This window comes from Lentzea chajnantorensis, assembly GCF_054300775.1.
Genome location: NZ_JBSDZT010000002.1, coordinates 2,329,428 through 2,351,086, shown reverse-complemented (window position 1 = coordinate 2,351,086; position 21,659 = coordinate 2,329,428). Strand labels below are relative to the sequence as shown.

The window sequence follows — 21,659 nt, the reverse complement described above, 5'->3', positions numbered from 1 at the left end:
GCCGCGCGACGATGAACGACGTCGCACGGCTGGCGGGCGTGAGCATCAAGACCGTCTCGCGCGTGGTCAACGACGAGCCGGGTGTGCACCCGTCCACCGCGGAGCGCGTGCTGGCGGCCATCGACCAGCTCGGGTTCCGGCGGAACCTCAGCGCGCGCAACCTGCGCAGGGGGTCGTCCACCGGCACGATCGGGCTGGTGCTGGAGGACGTCGGCAACCCGTTCTACTCCGGGGTGACCCGCGCTGTCGAGGAGATCGCGCGGCTGCGGGGCAGACAGGTGATCTCCGGATCGTCCGACGAGGACCCCGGCCGGGAGCGCGAGCTCGCGCTGGAGTTCTGCAGCCGCAGGGTCGACGGGCTGCTCATCGTGCCCGCGGGCCTGCAGCACAGCTACCTGGTGCCGGAGATGCGCGCGGGGACGCCGGTGGTGTTCCTGGACCGGCCGGCCGGGGACGTCGTGGCGGACACCGTGCTGGTCGACAACATCGGCGGGACCGTCGAGGCGGTGATGCACCTGGCCTCGCACGGGCACCGGCGGATCGCGTTCCTCGGGGACGCGCCGGACATCTTCACCGCCAACGAGCGGCTGCGCGGGTACCGCGAGGGCTGCGTGCGGGCCGGGATCGGGTACCACGAGGAGCTCGTGGCGATGGGACCGCACGACGAGGCCAGCGTCGTGACGGCGTTGCAGCGGTTGCGGACCATGCGGGAGCCGGCGACGGCGGTCGTGGCGGGCAACAACCGCATCACCGTCTCCGTCCTGCGCGCGCTCGCCGGGGTCGCGGACAAGCCCGCCCTGGTGGGCTTCGACGACTTCGAGCTCGCCGACCTGCTGTCGCCGCCGGTGACCGTGATCGCGCACGACGCGAGCGCGCTCGGCAAGGCGGCCACCGATTTGTTGTTCGCCCGACTGGACGGCGACAACTCACCACCGCGCCGCGTCGTGCTGCCGGTGCGCTTGGTGCCACGAGGATCCGGGGAGGTCCACGCGTGAGTTCTGGCTTGCTCCACCAGCCGGTCAACCTGCCGGCGAACCAGCCGAAGCAGTTCTACCGCGGCGGTGAGGCGATCGCCGCGTTGCGGGGTGGCGCCGCCGCCGACTTCGGGCCGGAGGACTGGGTGGCGTCGACGACGACGCTCTTCGGCCGCAGCGACGCGGGGCTGACGACGTTGCCGGACGGCGTCCTGCTGCGGGACGCCGTCGCCGCGGACCCGACGGGGTGGCTCGGCGCCGACCACGTGGCCGAGTTCGGCGCGGACACGGCGCTGCTCGTGAAGCTGCTCGACGCCGGGCAGCGGTTGCCGGTGCACTGCCACCCCTCCAACGCCTTCGCCGCCACGCACCTGAACTGCCGGCACGGCAAGACGGAGGCGTGGATCGTGATCGGCACGACCGGCGCGAACCCGACCGTCTACATCGGATTCAAGGACGAGGTGCCCGCCGACGTCGTCGCCGGCTGGGTCGCCACGCAGAACACGACGGCGATGCTCGACGCGCTCAACCCGGTGTGCGTGCGGCCCGGTGACACGGTGTTCGTGCCCGCCGGTGTGCCGCACGCGATCGGCGAGGGCGTGTTCATCGTCGAGCTGCAGCAGCCGACCGACTTCTCGGTGACGCTGGAGTGGCAGGGGTTCCTCGCCGACGCCGACGCCGGCCACCTCGGGCTCGGCTACGACCTGGCGCTGGACTGCGTCGACCGGCAGAGCTGGGGCTCCTCGCTGGCGGAGCTCGTGCACCAGACGTCGGAGAAGTGGGCGCCGTCGGTGGACCTGCTGGGCCGCGCCGCCGACCCGTTCTTCCAGGCCGACCGCCTGCACGTGGAGGGCTCCTCCACCCTGGAGCCGTCGTTCGCCGTGCTCGTCGTGCTGGAGGGCTCCGGCCGGCTCGGCGCGCTGGACGTGCACAAGGGCAGCACCGTCGTCGTGCCGCACGCGGCCGGTGAGCTGGGGCTGACCGGTGACCTGGTGGCGGTCCGCTGCCGTCCACCCGTTCTGTCCACCTTGGAGGGCGCATCGCGATGAGCCGGCCGCTGCTGGAGGCGCGTGATCTCACGAAGAGCTACGGCACCGTGGAAGCACTCCGCGGTGCGTCGTTCACCGCCTGCGCGGGCGAGGTCGTGTCGCTGATCGGCGACAACGGCGCCGGCAAGTCCACCCTGGTGAAGTGCCTGTCCGGGGTGGAGCAGCCAACCGGCGGGACGCTGCTGTTCGAGGGGGAGCCGCTCGTGCTGGGCTCCCCCAACGACGCCCGCGACCGCGGCATCGAGACGGTGTTCCAGGACCTCGCGGTCGCGCCGGACCTCGACCCGGCCGCGAACATGTTCCTGGGCAGGGAGATCCTCAAGCCGGGTCTGCTCGGGTTCCTCGGCGTGCTCGACAAGAAGGCGATGCGCAGGCAGGCCACCGAGCACTTCACCCGCTTCGGCGCGGCGCTGCAGAGCGTCGACGTGCCGATCGCGGCGCTGTCCGGTGGTCAGCGGCAGTCCGTGGCGGTCGCGCGCTCGGTGGCGTGGGCGTCGAAGCTCGTGTTCATGGACGAGCCGACCGCGGCACTCGGCGTGGTGCAGCGCGAACGCGTGCTCGACGTGATCAAGCGGGTCCGCGACGAGGGCGTCGCGGTGGTGCTGATCAGCCACAACATGCCCGAGGTGCTGTCGGTGTCCGACCGGGTCGAGGTGCTGCGCCTCGGTCGCCGGGTGGCGCGCTTCACGGCGTCCGAGACCAGTGTCGAGGAGCTCGTCGGCGCGATGACGGGTGCGCTGACCCAGGAGGACGCGGCCTGATGACCGAGGAGAAGACAACGTTGTCAGCCTCATCGGACGACCGGCGCACGCCGTTGCTGAAGCGGCTCGCCGGCGCGAACACGCTGTGGATCGGCCTGGTGCTGCTGGTGCTGGTCGCGGTGTTCGGCGCGATCCGGCCGGACGCGGTGTTCCAGGTGACCACGCTGCAGTTCCTGCTCGCGGAGACCGCCGTGCTGCTGGTGCTGTCGGTCGGCATGACGTTCGTGATCATCACCTCCGGCATCGACCTGTCCGTGGGGTCGGTGCTGGTGTTCGCCTCGGTCACGTCCGCGCTGGCGATGAACGCCCTGTCCGGCGGTGACGCGACGAACGCGGGCTGGGGCGTGATCGGGCTCGGGTTGCTGGTCGCACTCGTCAGCGGCGCGGTCTGGGGCCTGCTGAACGGCCTGCTGATCTCGCGGGCGAAGATCCCGCCGCTGATCGTCACCCTGGGCTCGTTCGGCGCGGCGCAGGGCGCGGCCCTGTTGCTGAACAACGGTTCCAACGTCGCCGGTGTCCCGGACAGGCTGAGCCGCACGTTCGGTTCCGGCACGTACCTGGGCATCCCGAACATCGTGATCGTGGCCGCCGTCGTCACCGCGCTGGGCGCGCTCCTGTTGTCCACCACCCGGTTCGGCCGCTACACCTACGCCGTCGGGTCGAACGAGGAGGCGGCGCGGCGCGTCGGCATCTCGGTGCGCGGCCACCTGACGAAGGTCTACCTGCTGGCCGGCACGCTCGCGGGCCTCGCGGGGTTCCTGGGCAACGCGTTCTTCCGCGTCGCGGTCGTCACCGGCCACGAGACGGACAACCTCAACGCGATCGCCGCCGTCGTGCTGGGCGGCACGAGCATCTTCGGCGGGACGGGTTCGGTGGTGGGCACGGTCTTCGGCGTGTTCATCCCGGCGGTGCTGGAGAAGGGCCTCGTGATCATCGGGGTCAGGGAGTTCTGGCAGCCGATCGCGGTCGCGGTCGTGCTGGTGGCCGCCGTGTGGCTGGACCAGACGCGGCGGCGGGCGCGCAACCAACGTTGAGAAAGGGTGCTGGACCAATGAAGATCCGCTCCGCAGTGGCCGTCTCGGCCGCGTTCCTGCTCGCCGCGTGCGGTGGAGGTGGCCAGATCGGCGACTCGAACACGGGCGGCACCGCCGCGAACAAGAAGCTCGTGCTGATCCCCGGCATCACCGCAGAGCCGTTCTACATCTCGATGCAGTGCGGGTTCGAGGAGGCCGCCAAGGCCGCGGGCTACGAGTTCGACACGCAGGCGCCCGCCAAGTTCGACGCGGCCCAGCAGACCCCGATCGTCACCGGCGTCCTCGCCTCCAAGCCCGCCGCCGTCCTGATCGCGCCGACCGACGACAGGGCCATGGCGGGCCCGATGAAGCAGCTCAAGGACGCGGGCATCAAGGTCGTCGAGGTCGACACCAAGCTCCAGGACACCTCGATCGCCGCGTCCTCCATCTCCTCGAACAACGAGCAGGGCGGCAAGCTCGCCGCGGAGACCCTGAACAAGCTGGCCGCCGGGAAGTCCGGCTCAGTCCTGGTGCTCAACACCAAGGCCGGCACCTCCACCACCGACGCCCGCGCCAAGGGCTTCGAGGAGGCGGTCAAGGCCTACCCGAACCTCCGCTACATCGGCCAGCAGTACACCGACAACGAGCCGGCCACCGCCGCCTCGAAGGTCACCGCGACCCTGGCCGCGAACCCGGACCTGATCGGCGTGTTCGCCACGAACCTCAACACCGGCGAGGGCGCGGCGACGGGCCTGCGCAACGCGGGCAAGACGGGCGCGGTCAACCTGGTCGGGTTCGACGCCTCACCGAAGCAGGTGCAGGACCTCCAAGCGGGCACCGTGCAGGCGCTGATCGCACAGGACCCGGCCACGATCGGCAAGCAGGGCGTCGAGCAGGCGCTGGCGGCGATCGAGGGCAAGCAGAACGAGCGCGACATCGAGACCGACCTGGTGGCGATCACGAAGGACGACGCCTCGGCGAACTCGAAGTACTTCTACAGGGAGAAGTGCTGAGCTTCCCGCAAGCCTGGCGCAGGGCCGTTCCACCGCGGTGGGAGCGGCCCTGCGCCATGTCACGACCCCGAGACCTGCCAGGGAAAAATGACAACCGTCATGGCCGCATGGCCGGGTTGGGCTAAGACCAGAGGTGTACCGGGGGATCACCCTTCAGCCGTTGTCCCGCGCGCCGGAAGGCGGTGGGCTTGGGGCACAACCGAAGGGGGAACCACCGATGCGCCGAAAGCAGTTAGCGGCCGCACTGGCCGTCGCCACGGCAACATCACTTCTCGTCGCACCACAGGCTTCGGCCGCGCCCGCGCAGACCATCGCCTGGCGCGCCTGCTTCAGCGAGGTCCCGCCGGGAGCGCCGCCCGGTGCCGAACGGCTGGAATGCGGCACGTTCACCGCGCCGATGGACTGGAACCACCCGAACAACGGCAAGACCGTCACGATCGCCGTCAGCCGGCTCACGCCGAAGGACGGCAAGGCGAAGTCGACCGTCTTCACCAACCCCGGCGGGCCGGGCGGCGAGGGGCGCACGATGCCGCTGCTGTTCGCCGAACGGCAGAAGCTGGCGGACAACGCCGAGATCATCGGCATCGACGTGCGCGGCACGGGGGCGAGCAGCAACGTCACGTGCGGCGACTACTTCACGCTCCCCTCGACCGACCCGCGCGACCGCAGCAGGGCGAACCTCGACCTGCTCTACGACGGCATGGCGCTGCAGGCGAAGTTCTGCCAGACCAAGTCCGGTGAGCTGGGGCGCTACATCACCACCGACCAGACCGTGAAGGACCTCGACCTCCTGCGCCAGCTCCTGGGCAGGAAGAAGGTCAGCTGGCTCGGCTACTCCGGCGGCAGCTGGCTGGGCGCCTACTACGCCACGTACTTCCCGAAGACGCTCGACAAGGTCGTGCTCGACTCCAACGCCGAGTTCACCGCGCCGTGGCAGGCGGTGTTCGGCGACTGGGGCATGGGCTTCGAACGGCGGCTGCGCGTCGACTTCCTGCCGTGGGTGGCGAAGTACGACAGCGTCTACCACCTCGGGAAGACCGCCGACGAGGTGTGGCAGACCTACGAACGCACCCGCAGGAAGCTCAACGAGCAGCCGGTGACGTTGCCGGAGGGCGTCTACAACGGTGTGCTGCTCGACTTCGTGACGCGCGCCGGGCTCTACCAGAAGGGCGCGTTCGACGGCACCGCGACCAAGATCGCCGAGCTGGCCGGTGCGGCACCGCGGCGGATGAGCGCGCAGGCCACCTACCCGGACGCCTCGATCGGCACGCTGTTCTCGGTCCTGTGCAACGACACGCCGTTCCGCGGCGGGCGCGCGCACCTGGAGCGCGACGCCGTGCGCGACGGCGCCCGGTGGCCGTTCTTCGGCTACTACCAGCTCGCCGGGCCGTGCGCGTTCTGGGACCGCCCGAACGTCACCCTGAAGCAGCCCACGGGCAAGGGCGTCGTGCCGACGTTGATGGTGCAGTCGGTCCGCGACCCCGCGACGCCGCTCGAAGGCGCCCAGCGCGCGCACCGGGGTTTCCGGAACTCGGTGATGCTCACCGTGCAGGACGAGGGTGACCACGGCATCTACGGCTTCGGCAACGCGTGCGTCAACGACGTCGTCGAGCGCTACCTCGTCGACGGTGTCACGCCCGCGAAGGACCTGACGTGCCCCGGCGTTCCGCTGCCCGCTCCCGGCGAGACCGTGCAGAACCCGCTCACGAAGGCACGTCAGCTGGCCACCGCTCTCGGCTGGTGACCCGCATTTCCTGACGGCATCTGCAAGTACCACCAACCCTTGATCAAACCACCGCTAATTACGACCAACCTGTTCGCCGCCCGTCGAACCAGTCGCGGGCGGCGACCCTGGTAACCCGGTCAGAACGTGCCGGGGTGGAGGCGTCTGCGCCGCGCCGCGTAGACGCCCGCCTCGGTCCTGCGGTCGAAGCCGAGCTTGTGCAGCAGGCTCGACACGTAGTTCTTCACGGTCTTCTCGGCCAGGAACAGGCGGTTCGCGATCTGCCGGTTCGTCATGCCCTCGGCGATCAGGTCGAGGATCCGCTTCTCCTGCGGGCTCAGCGCGGCGTAGCGCGGGTCCTCCTCCGGGCCGCCGCGCAGCCGTTGCAGCACAGTGGCCGTGACGCCGGCGTGCAGCAGGCTGCCACCGGAGGCGAGGGTGCGCACCGCGGCCACGAGGTCGTTCCCGGACACCTCCTTCAGCATGTACCCGGACGCACCGGCCATGATCGCGCCGAACAGCGCCTCGTCGTCCGAGTAGGACGTGAGCATCAGACAGGCCGGCGGTGGCTGCACCAGGCTCCTGATCTCCCGGCACACCGTCACGCCGTCACCGTCGGGCAGCCGCACGTCGATGATGGCGACGTCGGGGCGCAACCGCGGCGCCTGCGTGATCGCGGAGGTGGCGCTGTCGGCCTGGCCGACCACGGCTATGTCGTCGGCCTGCGCCAGGAGCTGCACGAGCCCCCGCCGCACGATCTCGTGGTCGTCCACCAGCAGCACCGCTATCGCCATCTCGCCTCCTGCAGCACCAACGGGACGGACCAGGTGATCCGCACACCGGCACCGGGAACGGAGTCCACCGCGCAGTTCCCGTGGTGCCGCCGCGCCCGTGCCGCCATGTTCGCCAGTCCTCCGGCGTGCTGGGCCTCCCCGCCCGGATCGTCAGCCGACGGCAAGCCGCGACCGTCGTCCTGGACGGTCAGCTCCAGTCCGGTCAGCTCCCGGTCGACGCCGATCGCGACCTTCACGCGGGTCGCCCGTGCGTGCCGTGCGACGTTGGTGAGCGCTTCCCTCAACGTGGCCACGAGGTCCGGTCGCAGCTCGTCGGGCACCACCGAGTCGAGGGGCCCCTCCAGCGACACGTCCGGCTCGAACCCCAGCAGCTGCACCGAGTCGTGCACCGCCCGCAGCAGCTGCCCGCGCAGGCTCGTGGAGCTGGTCAGCGGCTCCTGCAACGAGAAGATGGTCCTGCGGATCTCGCGGATCGTGTGGTCGACCTCCTCCACCAAGCCGGTGATCCGCTCGGTGAGCTGCGGCTTCGCGGCCATCCCGGTCAGCCCCTGCAACCCGAGCCCCAGCCCGAACAGCCGCTGGATGACCAGGTCGTGCAGGTCCCTGGCGATCCGGTCGCGGTCCTCCAGCACCGCGATCCGCTCGGTGTCCCCCTGCGCCTCGGTGAACTCCAGCACCAGCGCCGCCTGCGCGGCGAACGCCTGCACCAGCTCCAGGTCCTCGAACGGCGGCTGGCTGCGGGTGCGCGCCACGATGAGCACGCCGAGCGTCCGCTCCCCCGCCGACATCGGCACGACCACCAGCGGCCCCGGCACCAGGTCGACCTGCCCGGCCTCGTGGCACTCCGCCCGCCCGGTCTCGTAGACCCGGTAGCTGACCGTGCCGTCGCGCGGCACCCGCATGCCCTCCGCGTCGTAGGTCCCGCCGTCGGTGACCTCGATGACCAGCTCACCGGCGTGGTCCGGCAGCACCAGCGCGCTGAAGTTCGCGTTCGCCGCGACCCGCGCCCGTTGCGCGACGAGGTAGAGCGCGTCGCGCCCGGTCGTGCCGGTGAGCAGGGCGGTGGTGACCTCGGCCGCCGCCGTCAGCCACGTCTCCCGCTTGCGCAGCCGGTCGTGGTCGCGCTGCTTCTCGATCGCCACCCCGGCGGCTGCCGCCAAAGTGGCCACCCGCTCCCGGTCGTCGTCGCCGAACACCGGTTTGCCCGCGAGGTGGAGGTTGCCGAAGTCCTCCCCGCCGACCTGGATCGCCGCCCCGATGAAGTGCGTGTCGTCGATCGAGCGCGGGTCCCCCGCGGTGATGTGGCCGGGGTGCTGCCCTGACCACTCGACGAGCTCCCGGTGGCCGTTCACGACCGCCAGTGCGCCGTAAGGGGCGTCGACCAGGTCGCAGGCGGACTCCACGACCAGGTGAAGGAGGTCGGGCAACGAGCGGCTGTCAGCGAGCGACAACACCACGTCGAGAAGGCGCTGATCGGTGCTCAAGTTGCCGCCGCCCACGGGCTTCACCTCTTTGCCAGGGAGAGAAGTGACACCGCACGAACGACTGAGGGTAACTCCCCTGCGTAGTCAGAGGGGAGACCATCACCGGAAATGGTGAAAACTGAGGTTACTCAGAGTAGAGGGTCGGTCGAGTTGCCCGGCGGGGTCAGTGCAGCCCGACGGTGAACCCCTCGTCGATCACGCCGCGGTAGATCTGCGGGGCGAACGTCCGCAGCCCGGCGTCGATCGGCGCGATCATCGACGCCGAGTCGCCGAGGGCCAGCCGGTACCCGTTCTGCACGCGGTGGAACTCCCACAGGGGCTCCATGGTCGGGTGGGCGGCGCGGAAGCGCGGCGGGTCGAGGGGGTGGAGGTCGACGCGGACCAGCGTGCGGCGGACCAGGGCGTCGGCGAGCTCGACGGCCCGTTCACGGGTGCGGGAGATCGAGACGGCGCCGAGGTCCTGCCAGGCGACGGCCCACGGTGCGCCCTGCGGGTCGTCGAGGCGGATGCCCTGCTGCTCGATGACCAGCTTGCGGGGCCGGGAGATGGTCTTGAACTTCACCAGGGCCATCACGCCGATGAAGGTGAACGCGAGGCCGATGACACCGGCGGTGGAGCCGCCGACCGGTTCGCCGTCGAGGAACGCGGTCACGGCGCCGATCAGCGCGAGGATGCCGAGACCACCGGCCAGCGAGCCGCCGAGCAGGACCTTGCGGGTGTCGCTCTTGCCCAGGTCGAGGACGACAGGTGCGGGCGCTCCCCAAGCGGTCATGCCCGCAGGTTACCGCTGATCAACTGCTCCGCGGCCGTGAACGGGTCCAGCTCGCCCGCCACCACGCGCCGCGCGAGCCCGTCGGCGGGGCCGAGGCGGGTGCGGACGCGGTCGACGGCGATGGCCTCGACCTCGGCGGCCGCGCGGCGCAGGCGGCGTTCGGCGAGCTCGCCGTGCTCGGCCATCCACCGCTGGTGGGCGTCGATGGCCGCCACGACGGAGTCGAGGCCCTCCGAGCGGGCGGCCACCGTCTTCACCACGGGCGGGCGCCACACCGGGCCGGTGCGGTCGCGGCGGCCCAGGGAGATCATGTGCTTGAGGTCGCGGGCGGTCTGGTCGGCGCCGTCGCGGTCGGCCTTGTTCACGACGAACACGTCGGCGATCTCCAGGATGCCCGCCTTGGCGGCCTGGATGCCGTCGCCCATGCCCGGCGCGAGGAGCACGAGGGTGGTGTCGGCGAGGGCCACGACCTCGATCTCGGACTGGCCGACGCCCACGGTCTCCACGAGCACGACGTCGAACCCGGCCGCGTCGAGCACGCGCAGCGCCTGCGGGGTGGCCCAGGACAGTCCGCCGAGGTGGCCGCGCGTGGCCATCGAACGGATGAAAACGCCCGAGTCGGTCGCGTGGTCGCCCATCCGGACCCGGTCACCCAGGAGGGCGCCGCCGGAGAACGGGCTGGACGGGTCGACCGCGATCACGGCCACCCGCTTGCCCGCGGCGCGGAAGGCGCGCACGAGGGCGTTGGTGGAGGTCGACTTGCCGACGCCGGGGGCGCCGGTGATGCCGACGACCTGGGCGTGCCCGGTGAACGGGGTGAGCGCCGCGGCCACCAGGGGCAGCTCGTCGCTGCCCTGTTCCACCAGGGAGATCAGCCTGGCGACCGCGCGCGGCTCGCCGTCACGCGCGCGGCCGACCAGTTCTGCTACGTCAACGGCCTTGGCCACAAACGCGGTCCCTAGGCCTTCGCCGGCACGCGGAGGATCAGGGCGTCGCCCTGCCCGCCGCCACCGCACAGCGCCGCGGCACCCACGCCGCCGCCGCGCCGCTGCAGCTCGAGAGCGAGGTGCAGGGCGATGCGCGCGCCGGACATGCCGATCGGGTGGCCCAGTGCGATGGCCCCGCCGTTGACGTTGACCTTGTCCTCGGAGATCCCGAGCTGACGGGTCGACACGATGCCGACCGCCGCGAACGCCTCGTTGATCTCGACCAGGTCGAGGTCGGCGGGCGAGATGCCCTCCTTGGCGCACGCGGCCTTGATGGCGTTGGAGGGCTGCTCGTGCAGCGAGGCGTCGGGGCCGGCGACGACGCCGTGCGCACCGATCTCCGCGATCCACTCCAGGCCCAGCTCCTCGGCCTTGGCCTTGCTCATCACCACGACGGCGGCCGCGCCGTCGGAGATCTGCGACGCCGAGCCCGCGGTGATCGTGCCGTCCGCGGCGAACGCGGGACGCAGCTTGCCGAGCGACTCGGCGGTCGTGTCGGCGCGCACGCCCTCGTCCGTGCTGAACAGGACCGGGTCGCCCTTGCGCTGCGGGATCGACACCGGGGCGATCTCGGCCTCGAACACGCCGTTCCCGGCGGCCTTGGCGGCGAGCTGGTGCGAGCGCGCGGAGAACGCGTCCTGCTCCTCGCGCGTGACGCCGTAGCGGCCGTTGTACTTCTCGGTCGACGAGCCCATCGCGACCTGGTCGAACGCGCAGAACAGACCGTCGTGGGCCATGTGGTCCTGCATCTGCACGTCGCCGTACTTGAACCCGCCGCGCGACTTCGGCAGCAGGTGCGGCGCCTGCGTCATCGACTCCTGGCCACCGGCCACGACCACGTCGAACTCGCCGGCGCGGATCAGCTGGTCGGCCAGCGCGATCGCGTCGATGCCGGACAGGCACACCTTGTTGATGGTCAGCGCGGGCACGCTCATCGGGATGCCCGCGGCGGCGGCGGCCTGGCGGGCGGGGATCTGGCCGGCACCCGCGGTCAGCACCTGACCCATGATCACGTACTGGACCTGCTCGGGGGCGACGCCCGCGCGCTCCAGTGCCGCCTTGATCGCGACGCCGCCCAGTTGGGCACCCGAGAAGTCCTTGAGCGATCCGAGCAGTCGACCCATCGGGGTGCGCGCCCCGGCGACGATGACGGAACCGGACACAGCTGCCTCCATGGAAGAGCGAACGGTCGTTAACTGAGCACCATACCCGCGGCTACTCGGCGGTAACGCTGTGAGACCTCGCACAGGGGCGCCTGCACCGATCGAGTCGATACCCTTCGCTCTCATGAACGCAGAACTCACTCGATTCGTGACCGCGATCGACCACGTGGGCATCGCGGTGCCCGATCTCGACGTCGCGATCGCGTTCTACCGCGACAACTTCGGCCTCGAGGTCGCCCACGAGGAGGTCAACGAGGAGCAGGGCGTGCGCGAGGCGATGCTGCACGCGCCCGGCGACCACGACGGCACCGCGATCCAGCTGCTCGCGCCGCTGAACGAGGACTCGACGATCGCCAAGTTCATCGGCCGCAGCGGCCCCGGCCTGCAGCAGCTCGCCTACCGGGTGTCCGATGTGGACGTTGCGGCGGACGCGCTGCGGGCGAAGGGCCTGCGGCTGCTCTACGCCGCCGCCAAGCGCGGCACGGCGAACAGCCGGGTCAACTTCGTGCACCCGAAGGACGCCGGCGGCGTGCTCATCGAGCTGGTCGAACCCGCGGAGCACTGACCGGAGGACCCGGTCCGGTGAATGCGCGTGGCATCCCTCACAGGTGTGACTCTGAATCGGTTACTGCTGAGTAACCTCCGGCAACCTGCGACTATCCCTCAACCGGGAAGGAATGCCGCCGTGCAGAAGATCCTTGACGCGATCCTGGCCGACGAGCTGGACGCGATCGGTTCGCTGGACGTTCCGGAGAGCTATCGGGGCGTGACCGTGCACGCGGACGAGGCCGACATGTTCGCGGGCCTCGAGACGCGGGACAAGGACCCGCGCAAGTCGCTGCACGTCGACGAGGTCGCCACGCCGGAAGCTCGGGCCGGGTGAGGCGCTGGTGGCCGTCATGGCCTCCGCGATCAACTACAACACCGTCTGGACCTCGATCTTCGAGCCGGTGTCCACGTTCGGGTTCCTCCGGAAGCTGGGCGGCCGCCACGACCTGCCGTACCACGTCGTGGGATCGGACCTGGCCGGCGTCGTCGTGCGGGTCGGCCCCGGCGTCACCGCGTGGAAGCCGGGTGACCGGGTGGTCGCGCACTGCCTGGACGTGCCGCTGGAGGCGCCGGACGGGCACAACGACACGATGCTCGACCCCCAGCAGCGGATCTGGGGCTTCGAGACGAACTTCGGCGGTCTCGCGGACCTCGCGCTGGTGAAGTCGAACCAGCTGATGCCGATGCCCAGGCACCTCACGTGGGAGGAGGCGGCGTCGCCGGGCCTGGTGAACTCCACCGCCTACCGGCAGCTGGTGTCGACCAACGGCGCGAACATGAAGCAGGGCGACACGGTCCTGATCTGGGGCGCGTCCGGCGGCCTGGGTTCCTACGCCACGCAGTTCGCGTTGAACGGCGGCGCGACGCCCGTGTGCGTCGTCTCCTCGCCGGAGAAGGCGGAGATCGTCCGTTCGATGGGCGCCGAACTGATCATCGACCGTTCGGCGGAGGGCTACAAGTTCTGGAAGAACGAGCACGAGCAGGACCCGCGGGAGTGGAAGCGGTTCGGCGCGAAGATCCGCGAGCTGACCGGCGGCGAGGACCCGGACATCGTGTTCGAGCACCCCGGCCGTGAGACGTTCGGCGCGTCGGTGTTCGTCGCGCGCAAGGGCGGCAAGATCGTCACGTGCGCGTCGACCTCCGGGTACATGCACCAGTACGACAACCGCTACCTCTGGATGAACCTCAAGCACATCCTCTCGTCCCACTTCGCGAACTACCGCGAGGCGTGGGAGGCGAACCGGTTGATCGCCAAGGGAAAGATCCACCCAACGGTGTCCAAGGTGTACTCAATGGACGAAACGGGCCAGGCCGCGCACGACGTCCACCGCAACGCGCACCAGGGCAAGGTCGGCGTGCTGTGCCTTGCACCGGAAGAGGGTCTGGGTGTGCTTGACCACGAACTGCGTGCGAAGCACCTCACGGCCATCAACCGATTCCGGGGTGTGTGACCTTCTGAAGACACTCGAACGGGTAGCGTGAGGGGCATGGGCCCCCTCGCCGACGACCGTGACCTCGTCCCTCTGGGATCCGGATTCGACATCGTCAAGCGCGGTTACGACCGCGCCCAGGTCGAGGACCACCTCGAACGCCTCGACTCGGACCTGCGGCTGCTGGCCGCGGACCGCGACGCCGCCGTGTCCCAGACGTCCGACCTGGCGCGCCAGCTGGAAGCCGCACGCTCGGAGATCACCGAGCTGCGCAACCAGGTGGAGCGCCTGTCGCTGCCGCCGACGACGCTGGAGGGGCTCTCCGAGCGCCTCCAGCGCATGCTGCGGCTGGCGCAGGACGAGGCCAACGAGATCAAGGCCCGTGCCGAGGCGGAGAGCGGGCACATCCGCGCCAAGGCGGAAGCCGACGCGGGGGTGCTCCGCCAGCGCTACGAGAAGCTGATCCAGGAGCTCGACGAGCGCCGCGCGGCCATGGAGACCGAGCACAGGGGCGTGCTGGAGACGGCGCGCGGCGAGGCCGAGAAGATCGTCTCCGAGGCGGAGGCCGCGGCCCGCAAGATCGCCGACGACTCCGAGCAGCGCCGGGTGACCGTCGAGGAGGACTTCGAGATCGCGATGGCGGCCCGCCGGTCGGAGGCGATGGCGACGCTGGCCACGCAGGAGGCCAACTCCAAGGCCGAGGCCGACCGCCGGCTGCGGGAGGCCTCCGAGGAGGCCGCGCGCATCCGCGCCGCCGTGGCGCAGGAGCAGGCCACCTCGAAGACCGAGGCCGAACGCCGCGTCCGCGAGGCGACGGAGGAGGCCAACCGCCGCCGCCACGACTCGGTGACCGAGGCGACCGCGCGCATCCAGGAGGCCACGGACGAGGCGAACCGCCGGGTCCGCGAGGCCACCGAGGAGGCCAACCGCCGCACCACCGCCGCCACGCAGCGCGTCGACCAGCTCCGCACCCTGCGCAACCGGCTGTCGCACCAGCTGCACGGCGTGCGTGCGGCGCTGCAGGACGTCGTGCCGCTGCTCGACCCGATCGAGGAGCAGCCGGAAGCGACCGCGCCGGAACCGGCCGAGCCGAAGGCAGCCCAGCAGGCCGTCCAGCCGGTTCAGCAGCCGGTTCAGCAGGCGCCCGCCCAGCAGCAGCCCACTCAGCAGCAGCCCACTCAGCAGCCGCCTGCCCAGCCCGCCGCCGAGGCGCAGAAGGCCGCGCCCGCTCCGCAGCAGGTCCCGCAGGCGCAGAACCCGCAGGCCCAGGCCCCGCAGGCCGCTGCTCCGGTTCCCGCCGCGCCGACCAAGGCAGCGCAGACCCAGTCAGCACCGGCCAAGGCACCGGCGGCACCGACCAGGGCCGCGGCTCCGCACGCCGTTCCGCAGCCGCCCGCCACGCCCGCACCGGCCCCGCAGCAGGCCCCGGCGGCTCCCGCCAAGCCCGCGCAGCAGGCACCCGCCGCGGTGGACGGTCCGACGAAGAAGCTCACGCGCCCGCAGCCGGCCAAGAAGTCCTGACAGCACCGCAGTCACAGCGGCCGCGACTCCACCGGAGTCGCGGCCGTTGCTCGTTCAGCGGCACGCAACCGTTGCGCCATCTGGGGTTTTCCCGTTCGTGACGTGCCGCTGGACCGTTCACTGTTTCGATCCCGATGGCGAAGCTCACGGCGCTCGTCCCACCGGGGAGTGGCATAGTCGCCCGCAAGTTACTCCTTGGTAGCCCACGCTTTGTCCCGCAGGGAGGTCTGCAGTGGCGCGCGAGATCAACACCGTCGGAGTCGTCGGTTTCGGAACCATGGGCGCGGGCATCGCGGAGGTGCTCGCACGCACCGGGGTCGCGGTGCGGGCGGTGGACGTCGACGCGGCCGGTCTCGAACGCGGCCTCGGGCACCTGGAGCACTCGACCGCGCGGGCGGTGCAGGGCGGCAAGCTGACCGAGGACGAGAAGACGGCGCTGCACGGCCGGATCACGACCTCGCTGCGGCTCGCGGACCTCGCCGACTGCGACCTGGTCGTCGAGGCGGTGCCGGAGAGCATCGAGCTCAAGGCGGGCATCTTCCGCGAGCTCGACCAGATCCTGAAGCCCGAGGCCGTGATCGCCTCGAACACCTCGTCGCTGTCGATCACCGAGATCGGCGTGCACACCGGCCGGCCGGGCAAGGTCGTCGGCCTGCACTTCTTCAACCCCACGCAGGTGCTGAAGCTCGTCGAGGTCGTGCGCACGGTCGTCACCGAGGCGGACGTGGTCGCCGACGTCGTGGCGTTCGTGGAACGGCTGGGCAAGTCGCCGGTCGTGATCGGCGACCGCGCAGGGTTCATCGCGAACGCGCTGCTCTTCCCGTACCTCAACCACGCGGTGAAGATGCTGGAGTCGAAGTACGCGACGCGCGAGGACCTCGACGCCGCGATGCGCTACGGCTGCGGCTACCCGATGGGCCCGCTGGCGTTGCTGGACCTCATCGGCCTGGACACCGCCTACGAGATCCTCGACACGATGTACCACCAGTCGCGCAACCGCCTGCACGCGCCGGCGCCGCTGCTCAAGCAGATGATCACGGCGGGGCTGCTGGGCCGCAAGTCGGGGCGCGGCTTCTACACCTACGACGGCCCCGACTCGCCGACCGTGGTGGCCGACGCGCTGACGCCGTCCACTGTGGACAGCTCGGTGCCGGTGCGCGAGGTGCAGCGGGTCGGTGTCATCGGCACCGGCACGATGGCGACCGGCATCGCCGAGGTGTTCGCCAAGCGCGGCTACGACGTGGTCCTGCGGGCGCGCAGCCTCGACAAGGCCGAGAAGGCGATCGGGACGGTGGGCAGGTCGCTGGAGCGCGCCGTGTCGAAGGGCAAGCTCAGCGAAGCTGACCGGGACGCGGCGCTGGCCCGCGTCACGCCGGCCGTGGAGTTCGTGGACCTCGCCGACTGCGACCTGGTGGTCGAGGCGGTCGCCGAGGAGATCGGCGTCAAGAAGGAGGTCTTCGCGGCGCTCGACGAGGTGTGCAAGCCCGGCGCCGTGCTCGCGACGACCACGTCCTCCCTGCCGGTCATCGAGGTCGCCGCGGCCACGTCCCGCCCCGCCGACGTCGTGGGCCTGCACTTCTTCAACCCGGCGCAGGTCATGAAGCTGGTGGAGGTCGTCGAGACGATCTCCACGAGCGCGGACGTCGTGGCGACGGCCCGCAAGGTCTGCCTGGACCTCGGCAAGCACCCGGTGCACTGCGGTGACGTCGCGGGCTTCATCGTGAACGCGCTGCTCTTCCCGTACCTGAACGACGCGGTGAAGATGCTGGAGGCGCACTACGCGGAGGCCGACGACATCGACAACGCGATGAAGGTCGGCTGCGGCCTGCCGATGGGCCCGTTCGCGCTGCTGGACGTCGTGGGCCTGGACGTGTCGCTGGCCATCGAGCGCACCCTGTACCTGGAGTTCCGCGAGCCCGGTTTCGCTCCGGCGCCGCTGCTGGAACACCTGGTCACAGCGGGTCGCCTGGGCCGCAAGACGGGCAAGGGCTTCCGCGACTACACGTGAGCGCTGTACCGCTGACAGGGGCACCACGCCGGACGTGGCATGGTGGTGCCATGCGTCGACTGGTGCTCCTGTTGGCTGTCCTCGTGCTCGTCGCCGGCTGTGCCGGGAAGACGACGGTCGAGGGCAGTCCGAAGGCGCAGGACGCGATCGACGCGGCCTCGCCGTTCGACCAGGAGGCACCGCCCTCCGAAGACCCGGACCCGTCCGGCGACCCCTCCGAGGAGCCGGACACCACGCCGATCGACGGCGAGGTGCAGGGCGTGTGCGCCGTGCTGAAGTGGACGGACCTGCCCTACCCCGGCGCCAAGGCGGAGACCCCGCCGACGCAGATGAACTACGACTCGACGTTCGACCAGTCGTGCCGCTGGACCACGAAGGTCGACAACGCCGAGGTGGGCGTCTCGCTGCGGTTCCGCGAGGGCAAGCAGATCACGATCGAGCGCACCACCGGCGAGTACGAGGTCGGCGGCACGAAGGTGCCCTACCTCGACCGGTCCGACGACCCCGAGGTGCAGCCGACGTGCGTGCTGGTCGCCCCGTACGACGGCGGCGGGCTCGGGATCATCGTGATCGACTCGACCGGCAAGTTCGGCGGTGTCTGCGACCAGGGCCGCAAGATCGCCGAGATCATGCTGTCCCGGTCGCCGTCCTAGCCGCAGCAGCCTCCGCCGCAGCACCCGCCGCCACCGCCGCCCGGTTGCCGGGCGGTGCCGCCGATCCCGGCCATGGACAGCAGCTTCACCGTGTCCGCGTGACCACCGGGACAGCTCGCGGGCGCTGACGACTCGCTCATGGGGCGCTTCAGCTCGAAGGTGTCGTCGCACGTTCGGCAGCGGAACTCGTAGGTCGGCACGACCCGATTCTACGAGCGGTTACCGTGTGGCCGTGCCGCGTCGCAACAGCCCCAAGCCAGAAGAGCACCGTCCGCTGGGCGGCGGTGTCGGCTGGGCGCGCTCCGAACGGGGTCCCGACGGCGAGGACTACCTGGTGCGCGCCATCTCCGGCACGCAGGCCCAGAAGACCTACCGCTGCCCCGGCTGCGACCACGAGATCCGCCCCGGCACCCCGCACGTGGTGGCGTGGCCCGCGCACGAGGCGGGCTCCGCGGAGGAACGCCGCCACTGGCACCAGGGCTGCTGGGACTCGCGCGGCCGGCGCGGACCGACCACGCGCCGCTTCTAGAGCCCGACCTGGACCCGCCACCGCTCCAGCCGCGCGCGGAACTCGTCCGGCTGCTCGACCGGCGGCAGGTGCCCCGCGTCCTCGATCCGTTCGCTGGTGCTGCGCTTCAACGTGACCGCGAGCTTCGCGGCGACGTCCGGCGGCGTGAGCCGGTCGTGCTCACCGACCAGCACCAGCGACGGCACGTCCAGCGACTCCAGCACCTCGGTCGAGTCCGGCCGCTGCGCCATCGCGCGCTGCCACCAGGCCACGTCCTCCGCGCTCTGGTCGAGGACCATGGCCCTGGTCAGCGCCTTCGCCTCGGCCGACGCGCCCGGTCCGAGCAGGTTCGGCAGCATCGCGTCGGCGAGCCAGTCGCCGACGCCCTCCCGTTCGACCCGCTCGGCCATCGCGTACCGGTTCGCGGCCGCCTCCTCGGTGTCCGCGGTGTGCTTGGTGTCGACGAAGACCAGGCCCTTGACCCGTTCCGGCGCGATCCGCAGCAACGCCATCGCCACGTACCCGCCCATCGAGCACCCGCCGAGCAGGAACCGGTCGAGGTCGTCGAGCCCGGCGAGCACTCCCTCGGCGAGCGTCGTCAGGTCCGGCTCACCGGCCCCGCGCAACGACGGCGTCCGCGCCCCCGGCACGTCCCACATGCGCGCGTCGAGCGGAAAGGCGTGCAACAGCACGAGGTCATCCATCGATCCACTCCGGAGCCAGCACCGACCACACCTCCATGTCGTGACGCACACCGCGGTAGAGGTAGTGCTCCCGCAGCACGCCGTCCTTCCTCATGCCCAGCCGCCGCGCCACCGCGATGCTCGGCGCGTTGGCCGACGACACCAACCACTCAACCCGATGCACACCCCGCTCGCGAATCGCCCAGTCGACCACCAGCCGCGCGGCCCGCGTGACCAGCCCCCTGCCCGCGGCCGACGGCTCCAGCCAGCACCCGGCCTCCGCGGTGCCCTGCCGCAGGTCCATGACCCGGAACAACACCCCGCCGACCAGCTGCCCGTCGAGCCAGATGCCGTAGATGCGGCCGGAGTCGGTCTTCGCCTTCTCCGCGTACCCGGTCAGGTAACCCCGCGCCGCCTCCACGTCCGGAACGGCGTCGGGCAGCGCGATGTACCGCCCGATGAACTCGCGCCCGCGCTCGATGTTCGCGAAGAACTCCGGCGCGTGCCACGGCTCCAACGGCCGCAGCGCGGCGCCGTCGTCGCCCAGTGACCTGCTGAACATCCCCGTCTCCCCAGTGTCAAGATCAGTCTGCGGGGGACGGTACCTCGCGGGTGGGTGGCGGCAGGGCAGTTCGGCGGCGAGCTGTGCGGCGGGGTGGCAGGAGCGGCACGGTTGGTCTGGACGCGCCGGGTGCGGCGCCTCCAGCGCGACGGCACGGCTCGACGGCACGGCGGCACGGCGGCACGGCGGCGCGCGGCACGGCGGCACGGCAGGGCACGGCGGCACGGCAGGGCACGGCGGCGCGGGGCGGCACGGCGCGGCACAGCGGCACGGCGCGGCGGCACGTCAGGGCACGGCGGCACGTCAGCGCGGCACGGTGCGTTGGGCCGAGCGCGGCGGGCTCGGCCTGCGCAGCAAACCGCAGCCGCCAACCGTCCCCGGATCGAACGCGGCGACGCCGACCGTCGCCAGCCGGCCTCGCTCACCTCCGACCGCCCTTGCTCGCCTCAGCCGACCGCAGCCCTCCTGCCCCCGCCAGCCCTACCCGGCCCGAGCCGACCGCAGCCGACCGCAGCCGACCGCAGCCGACCGCAGCGTTGCCGTCCCGCCAGCCCCACCCCACCCCGCGCCGCCCGAGCCAGCCTCACCTGGCCCGAGCCGCCCACAGCCGTCCCGAGCCCGCCCGCAACCGTCCCAAGCCGCCCACAGCCGTCCCGAGTCGTCCCCCGCCGTCCCTCGTCCCTCAGTCGTCGAAGCCCCTCTCCGCCAGCTCCTCGATCCGCCGCACCGCCTCCCGCGCGTCCTTTCCCGTCGCCACCACCGTGATCGACGAGCCGCCCGGCGCGCTCAGGCCCATCAGCCCCAGCACGCTGGCCGCGTTCGCCTCCTCGCCGCCGTGGCGCACGACCACGTCGGCGTCGAGCTCGGCGACCGTGCGCGACAGCAGGGCGGCCGGGCGGGCGTGCAGGCCGACCTCGTTCGTCAGCAGCACGTCGGCCGACACCTCGTCGGACACCAGGTGCAGTGCCGGGCGGGACGGGGTTGCGGCGGGGGTGTCGCCGGAGGCGCCCTCGGCCGAGGCGGCGACGTCCGCCAGGGAGGCGCCGCCCTGGGCCGTGACCGCCGCCGCGACCGCTCCCTCCACCAGGGGTGCGTCCACCACCGCGTAGCGGCTCGGGTCGTCGGCGGACTCCACGGCCATCTCGGCGGTCATCTTGGCGCTGCCCAGGTCGTACAGCACCACCACGCCCGAGCCGGAGTCCGCGTCGGACAGTGCCTCGACCACCGCGCCGTAGTCGGTGCCCAGGCCGCCCTCCTCCGTGCCGCCCACGGGCACCACCGCCACGTCCGGCGCCATCTGCGCGGCCAGCTCCGCCACGCCGTTCGCCAGCATGTCGCTGTGCGAGACGACCACGAGTCCGACCCGCGCCACCGAGGCCGCCGTCACGACTTGGCCGCCGCGTCCGCGAAGGCGCGCAGCAGCAGCGCCGTCGAACGGGCACCGGGGTCGAGGTGCCCGGCGCTGCGCTCGCCCAGGTAGGACGCGCGGCCCTTGCGCGCCACCATCGGCACCGTCGACTCGGCGCCCGCCTCGGCGGCGTCGGCGGCCGCGCTCAGCACCGCCGCGACCGACCCGCTGCCGGCCGTGGCCGCCGCGGTGACAGCGGGGGTCAGCGCGTCGACCATCGTCTTGTCGCCCACCGCCGCCTTGCCGCGGGCGAGCACGCCGTCCAGCGCACCCTGCAACGCCCGCGCCAGCAGCTCGCCGTCCAGCTCCTCGGCCTCCCCCACCGCGGTGGAGGCGCGCAGGAACGCCGTGCCGTACAGGGGGCCGGCCGCGCCGCCCACCGTCGAGATCAGCGTGGTGGCGGCCAGCTTCAGGACCTTGCCCGGTGTCGCGGGCGGGTCGGCCTCCAGCTTGGACACCAGCGCGGTGAACCCGCGGCGCATGTTCTCGCCGTGGTCGGCGTCGCCGATCGCCTGGTCCAGCCGCACCAGCTCGTCGCGGTGCTCCTGCACGACGGCGGCGGCCAGGCGCAGCGCCGCCACCACGTCCGAGGCCGTGCACCCCAT

Annotated in this window: 22 protein-coding genes and 1 pseudogene; 13 read left to right on the top strand and 10 right to left on the bottom strand. The window is 71.6% G+C overall.

What is annotated here, in order from left to right; all coding sequences use genetic code 11:
- Positions 1-11: 11 nt before the first annotated feature.
- From ACVDFE_RS12405 to ACVDFE_RS12380, 6 genes are all read left to right on the top strand, one after another.
- Complete coding sequence (locus tag ACVDFE_RS12405) at positions 12-995, top strand: LacI family DNA-binding transcriptional regulator (protein WP_360395677.1); 984 nt, start codon at positions 12-14, stop codon at positions 993-995.
- Positions 992-2,023, top strand: coding sequence for a class I mannose-6-phosphate isomerase (locus ACVDFE_RS12400; protein WP_458430518.1), 1,032 nt, complete (start codon positions 992-994; stop codon positions 2,021-2,023). The genes ACVDFE_RS12405 and ACVDFE_RS12400 overlap by 4 nt, the downstream gene beginning before the upstream one ends.
- Positions 2,020-2,784 carry an ATP-binding cassette domain-containing protein gene (locus ACVDFE_RS12395; RefSeq protein WP_458430517.1) on the top strand — a complete coding sequence of 255 codons (765 nt, stop codon included), beginning with the start codon at positions 2,020-2,022 and terminating at the stop codon, positions 2,782-2,784. Before ACVDFE_RS12400 ends, ACVDFE_RS12395 begins: the two co-directional genes overlap by 4 nt.
- Positions 2,784-3,818, top strand: a complete 1,035-nt coding sequence (locus tag ACVDFE_RS12390) for an ABC transporter permease (protein ID WP_360395617.1) — start codon at positions 2,784-2,786, stop codon at positions 3,816-3,818. Before ACVDFE_RS12395 ends, ACVDFE_RS12390 begins: the two co-directional genes overlap by 1 nt.
- Before the next feature lie 17 nt (positions 3,819-3,835).
- Complete coding sequence (locus ACVDFE_RS12385; RefSeq protein WP_458430516.1) at positions 3,836-4,810, top strand: ABC transporter substrate-binding protein; 975 nt, start codon at positions 3,836-3,838, stop codon at positions 4,808-4,810.
- 217 nt (positions 4,811-5,027) lie between these two features.
- Positions 5,028-6,554 (top strand): alpha/beta hydrolase, encoded by a 1,527-nt coding sequence (locus ACVDFE_RS12380; RefSeq protein ID WP_458430515.1) that lies wholly within the window; start codon positions 5,028-5,030, stop codon positions 6,552-6,554.
- 119 nt (positions 6,555-6,673) lie between these two features.
- Here ACVDFE_RS12380 and ACVDFE_RS12375 read toward each other — a convergent pair whose 3' ends face one another.
- The 5 genes from ACVDFE_RS12375 to ACVDFE_RS12355 all read right to left on the bottom strand — a co-directional run bounded on the left by ACVDFE_RS12375 (position 6,674) and on the right by ACVDFE_RS12355 (position 11,732).
- Positions 6,674-7,327 carry a response regulator transcription factor gene (locus ACVDFE_RS12375; RefSeq protein ID WP_360395612.1) on the bottom strand — a complete coding sequence of 218 codons (654 nt, stop codon included), beginning with the start codon at positions 7,325-7,327 and terminating at the stop codon, positions 6,674-6,676.
- Positions 7,318-8,826 (bottom strand): GAF domain-containing sensor histidine kinase, encoded by a 1,509-nt coding sequence (locus ACVDFE_RS12370; RefSeq protein ID WP_458430514.1) that lies wholly within the window; start codon positions 8,824-8,826, stop codon positions 7,318-7,320. The genes ACVDFE_RS12375 and ACVDFE_RS12370 overlap by 10 nt, the downstream gene beginning before the upstream one ends.
- A gap of 148 nt (positions 8,827-8,974) precedes the next feature.
- Complete coding sequence (locus tag ACVDFE_RS12365) at positions 8,975-9,583, bottom strand: hypothetical protein (protein ID WP_458430513.1); 609 nt, start codon at positions 9,581-9,583, stop codon at positions 8,975-8,977.
- On the bottom strand, positions 9,580-10,530 hold the full coding sequence (gene meaB, locus ACVDFE_RS12360) for a methylmalonyl Co-A mutase-associated GTPase MeaB (protein ID WP_360395606.1): 951 nt from the start codon (positions 10,528-10,530) through the stop codon (positions 9,580-9,582). The genes ACVDFE_RS12365 and meaB overlap by 4 nt, the downstream gene beginning before the upstream one ends.
- A gap of 11 nt (positions 10,531-10,541) precedes the next feature.
- Positions 10,542-11,732 (bottom strand): acetyl-CoA C-acetyltransferase, encoded by a 1,191-nt coding sequence (locus ACVDFE_RS12355; RefSeq protein ID WP_458430512.1) that lies wholly within the window; start codon positions 11,730-11,732, stop codon positions 10,542-10,544.
- Between the two features lie 124 nt (positions 11,733-11,856).
- Between ACVDFE_RS12355 and mce the strand changes: the two genes are divergently transcribed.
- From mce to ACVDFE_RS12325, 6 genes and pseudogenes are all read left to right on the top strand, one after another.
- Positions 11,857-12,297, top strand: a complete 441-nt coding sequence (gene mce / locus ACVDFE_RS12350; protein WP_458430511.1) for a methylmalonyl-CoA epimerase — start codon at positions 11,857-11,859, stop codon at positions 12,295-12,297.
- 120 nt (positions 12,298-12,417) lie between these two features.
- A complete protein-coding gene (locus tag ACVDFE_RS12345) occupies positions 12,418-12,615 on the top strand; it encodes a hypothetical protein (protein WP_458430510.1) in 198 nt (65 codons plus the stop codon).
- A pseudogene (ccrA, locus tag ACVDFE_RS12340) lies at positions 12,593-13,732 on the top strand (crotonyl-CoA carboxylase/reductase); the annotation flags it as partial. The gene ACVDFE_RS12345 and the pseudogene ccrA, both read left to right, overlap by 23 nt.
- A gap of 36 nt (positions 13,733-13,768) precedes the next feature.
- Positions 13,769-15,232 carry a chromosome segregation protein gene (locus ACVDFE_RS12335; protein WP_458430509.1) on the top strand — a complete coding sequence of 488 codons (1,464 nt, stop codon included), beginning with the start codon at positions 13,769-13,771 and terminating at the stop codon, positions 15,230-15,232.
- A gap of 232 nt (positions 15,233-15,464) precedes the next feature.
- Positions 15,465-17,240: a 3-hydroxyacyl-CoA dehydrogenase family protein gene (locus ACVDFE_RS12330; RefSeq protein WP_458430508.1), complete on the top strand. Its 1,776-nt coding sequence runs from the start codon at positions 15,465-15,467 to the stop codon at positions 17,238-17,240.
- A 50-nt stretch (positions 17,241-17,290) separates the two neighbouring features.
- A complete protein-coding gene (locus ACVDFE_RS12325; RefSeq protein WP_458430507.1) occupies positions 17,291-17,893 on the top strand; it encodes a DUF3558 family protein in 603 nt (200 codons plus the stop codon).
- On the opposite strand, the gene ACVDFE_RS12320 is transcribed toward ACVDFE_RS12325, so the two are convergent.
- Positions 17,890-18,093 carry an FmdB family zinc ribbon protein gene (locus ACVDFE_RS12320; RefSeq protein ID WP_458430506.1) on the bottom strand — a complete coding sequence of 68 codons (204 nt, stop codon included), beginning with the start codon at positions 18,091-18,093 and terminating at the stop codon, positions 17,890-17,892. The two genes, ACVDFE_RS12325 and ACVDFE_RS12320, sit on opposite strands and share 4 nt — an antisense overlap.
- Before the next feature lie 32 nt (positions 18,094-18,125).
- Between ACVDFE_RS12320 and ACVDFE_RS12315 the strand changes: the two genes are divergently transcribed.
- Positions 18,126-18,422, top strand: a complete 297-nt coding sequence (locus tag ACVDFE_RS12315) for a hypothetical protein (protein ID WP_360395593.1) — start codon at positions 18,126-18,128, stop codon at positions 18,420-18,422.
- Here ACVDFE_RS12315 and ACVDFE_RS12310 read toward each other — a convergent pair.
- The 4 genes from ACVDFE_RS12310 to dhaL form a co-directional block, all read right to left on the bottom strand.
- Positions 18,419-19,105 (bottom strand): alpha/beta fold hydrolase, encoded by a 687-nt coding sequence (locus ACVDFE_RS12310; protein ID WP_360395591.1) that lies wholly within the window; start codon positions 19,103-19,105, stop codon positions 18,419-18,421. The genes ACVDFE_RS12315 and ACVDFE_RS12310 overlap by 4 nt on opposite strands.
- On the bottom strand, positions 19,098-19,646 hold the full coding sequence (locus ACVDFE_RS12305; RefSeq protein ID WP_458430505.1) for a GNAT family N-acetyltransferase: 549 nt from the start codon (positions 19,644-19,646) through the stop codon (positions 19,098-19,100). The genes ACVDFE_RS12310 and ACVDFE_RS12305 overlap by 8 nt, the downstream gene beginning before the upstream one ends.
- Before the next feature lie 682 nt (positions 19,647-20,328).
- Entirely contained in the window at positions 20,329-20,979 is a 651-nt protein-coding gene (gene dhaM / locus ACVDFE_RS12300) for a dihydroxyacetone kinase phosphoryl donor subunit DhaM (protein WP_458434321.1), read from the bottom strand.
- Positions 20,980-21,029: 50 nt separating this feature from the next.
- Positions 21,030-21,659 (bottom strand): dihydroxyacetone kinase subunit DhaL, encoded by a 630-nt coding sequence (gene dhaL, locus ACVDFE_RS12295; protein WP_458430504.1) that lies wholly within the window; start codon positions 21,657-21,659, stop codon positions 21,030-21,032.

Coding starts and splice junctions, on each gene's coding strand:
- ACVDFE_RS12405 (WP_360395677.1), top strand. CDS start 12: ATGAACGACGTCGCACGGCTGGCGGGCGTGAGCATCAAGACCGTCTCG.
- ACVDFE_RS12395 (WP_458430517.1), top strand. CDS start 2,020: ATGAGCCGGCCGCTGCTGGAGGCGCGTGATCTCACGAAGAGCTACGGC.
- ACVDFE_RS12390 (WP_360395617.1), top strand. CDS start 2,784: ATGACCGAGGAGAAGACAACGTTGTCAGCCTCATCGGACGACCGGCGC.
- ACVDFE_RS12385 (WP_458430516.1), top strand. CDS start 3,836: ATGAAGATCCGCTCCGCAGTGGCCGTCTCGGCCGCGTTCCTGCTCGCC.
- ACVDFE_RS12380 (WP_458430515.1), top strand. CDS start 5,028: ATGCGCCGAAAGCAGTTAGCGGCCGCACTGGCCGTCGCCACGGCAACA.
- ACVDFE_RS12375 (WP_360395612.1), bottom strand. CDS start 7,327: ATGGCGATAGCGGTGCTGCTGGTGGACGACCACGAGATCGTGCGGCGG.
- ACVDFE_RS12365 (WP_458430513.1), bottom strand. CDS start 9,583: ATGACCGCTTGGGGAGCGCCCGCACCTGTCGTCCTCGACCTGGGCAAG.
- mce (WP_458430511.1), top strand. CDS start 11,857: ATGAACGCAGAACTCACTCGATTCGTGACCGCGATCGACCACGTGGGC.
- ACVDFE_RS12335 (WP_458430509.1), top strand. CDS start 13,769: ATGGGCCCCCTCGCCGACGACCGTGACCTCGTCCCTCTGGGATCCGGA.
- ACVDFE_RS12325 (WP_458430507.1), top strand. CDS start 17,291: ATGCGTCGACTGGTGCTCCTGTTGGCTGTCCTCGTGCTCGTCGCCGGC.
- ACVDFE_RS12310 (WP_360395591.1), bottom strand. CDS start 19,105: ATGGATGACCTCGTGCTGTTGCACGCCTTTCCGCTCGACGCGCGCATG.
- ACVDFE_RS12305 (WP_458430505.1), bottom strand. CDS start 19,646: ATGTTCAGCAGGTCACTGGGCGACGACGGCGCCGCGCTGCGGCCGTTG.
- dhaM (WP_458434321.1), bottom strand. CDS start 20,979: ATGCTGGCGAACGGCGTGGCGGAGCTGGCCGCGCAGATGGCGCCGGAC.
- dhaL (WP_458430504.1), bottom strand. CDS start 21,659: ATGGGGTGCACGGCCTCGGACGTGGTGGCGGCGCTGCGCCTGGCCGCC.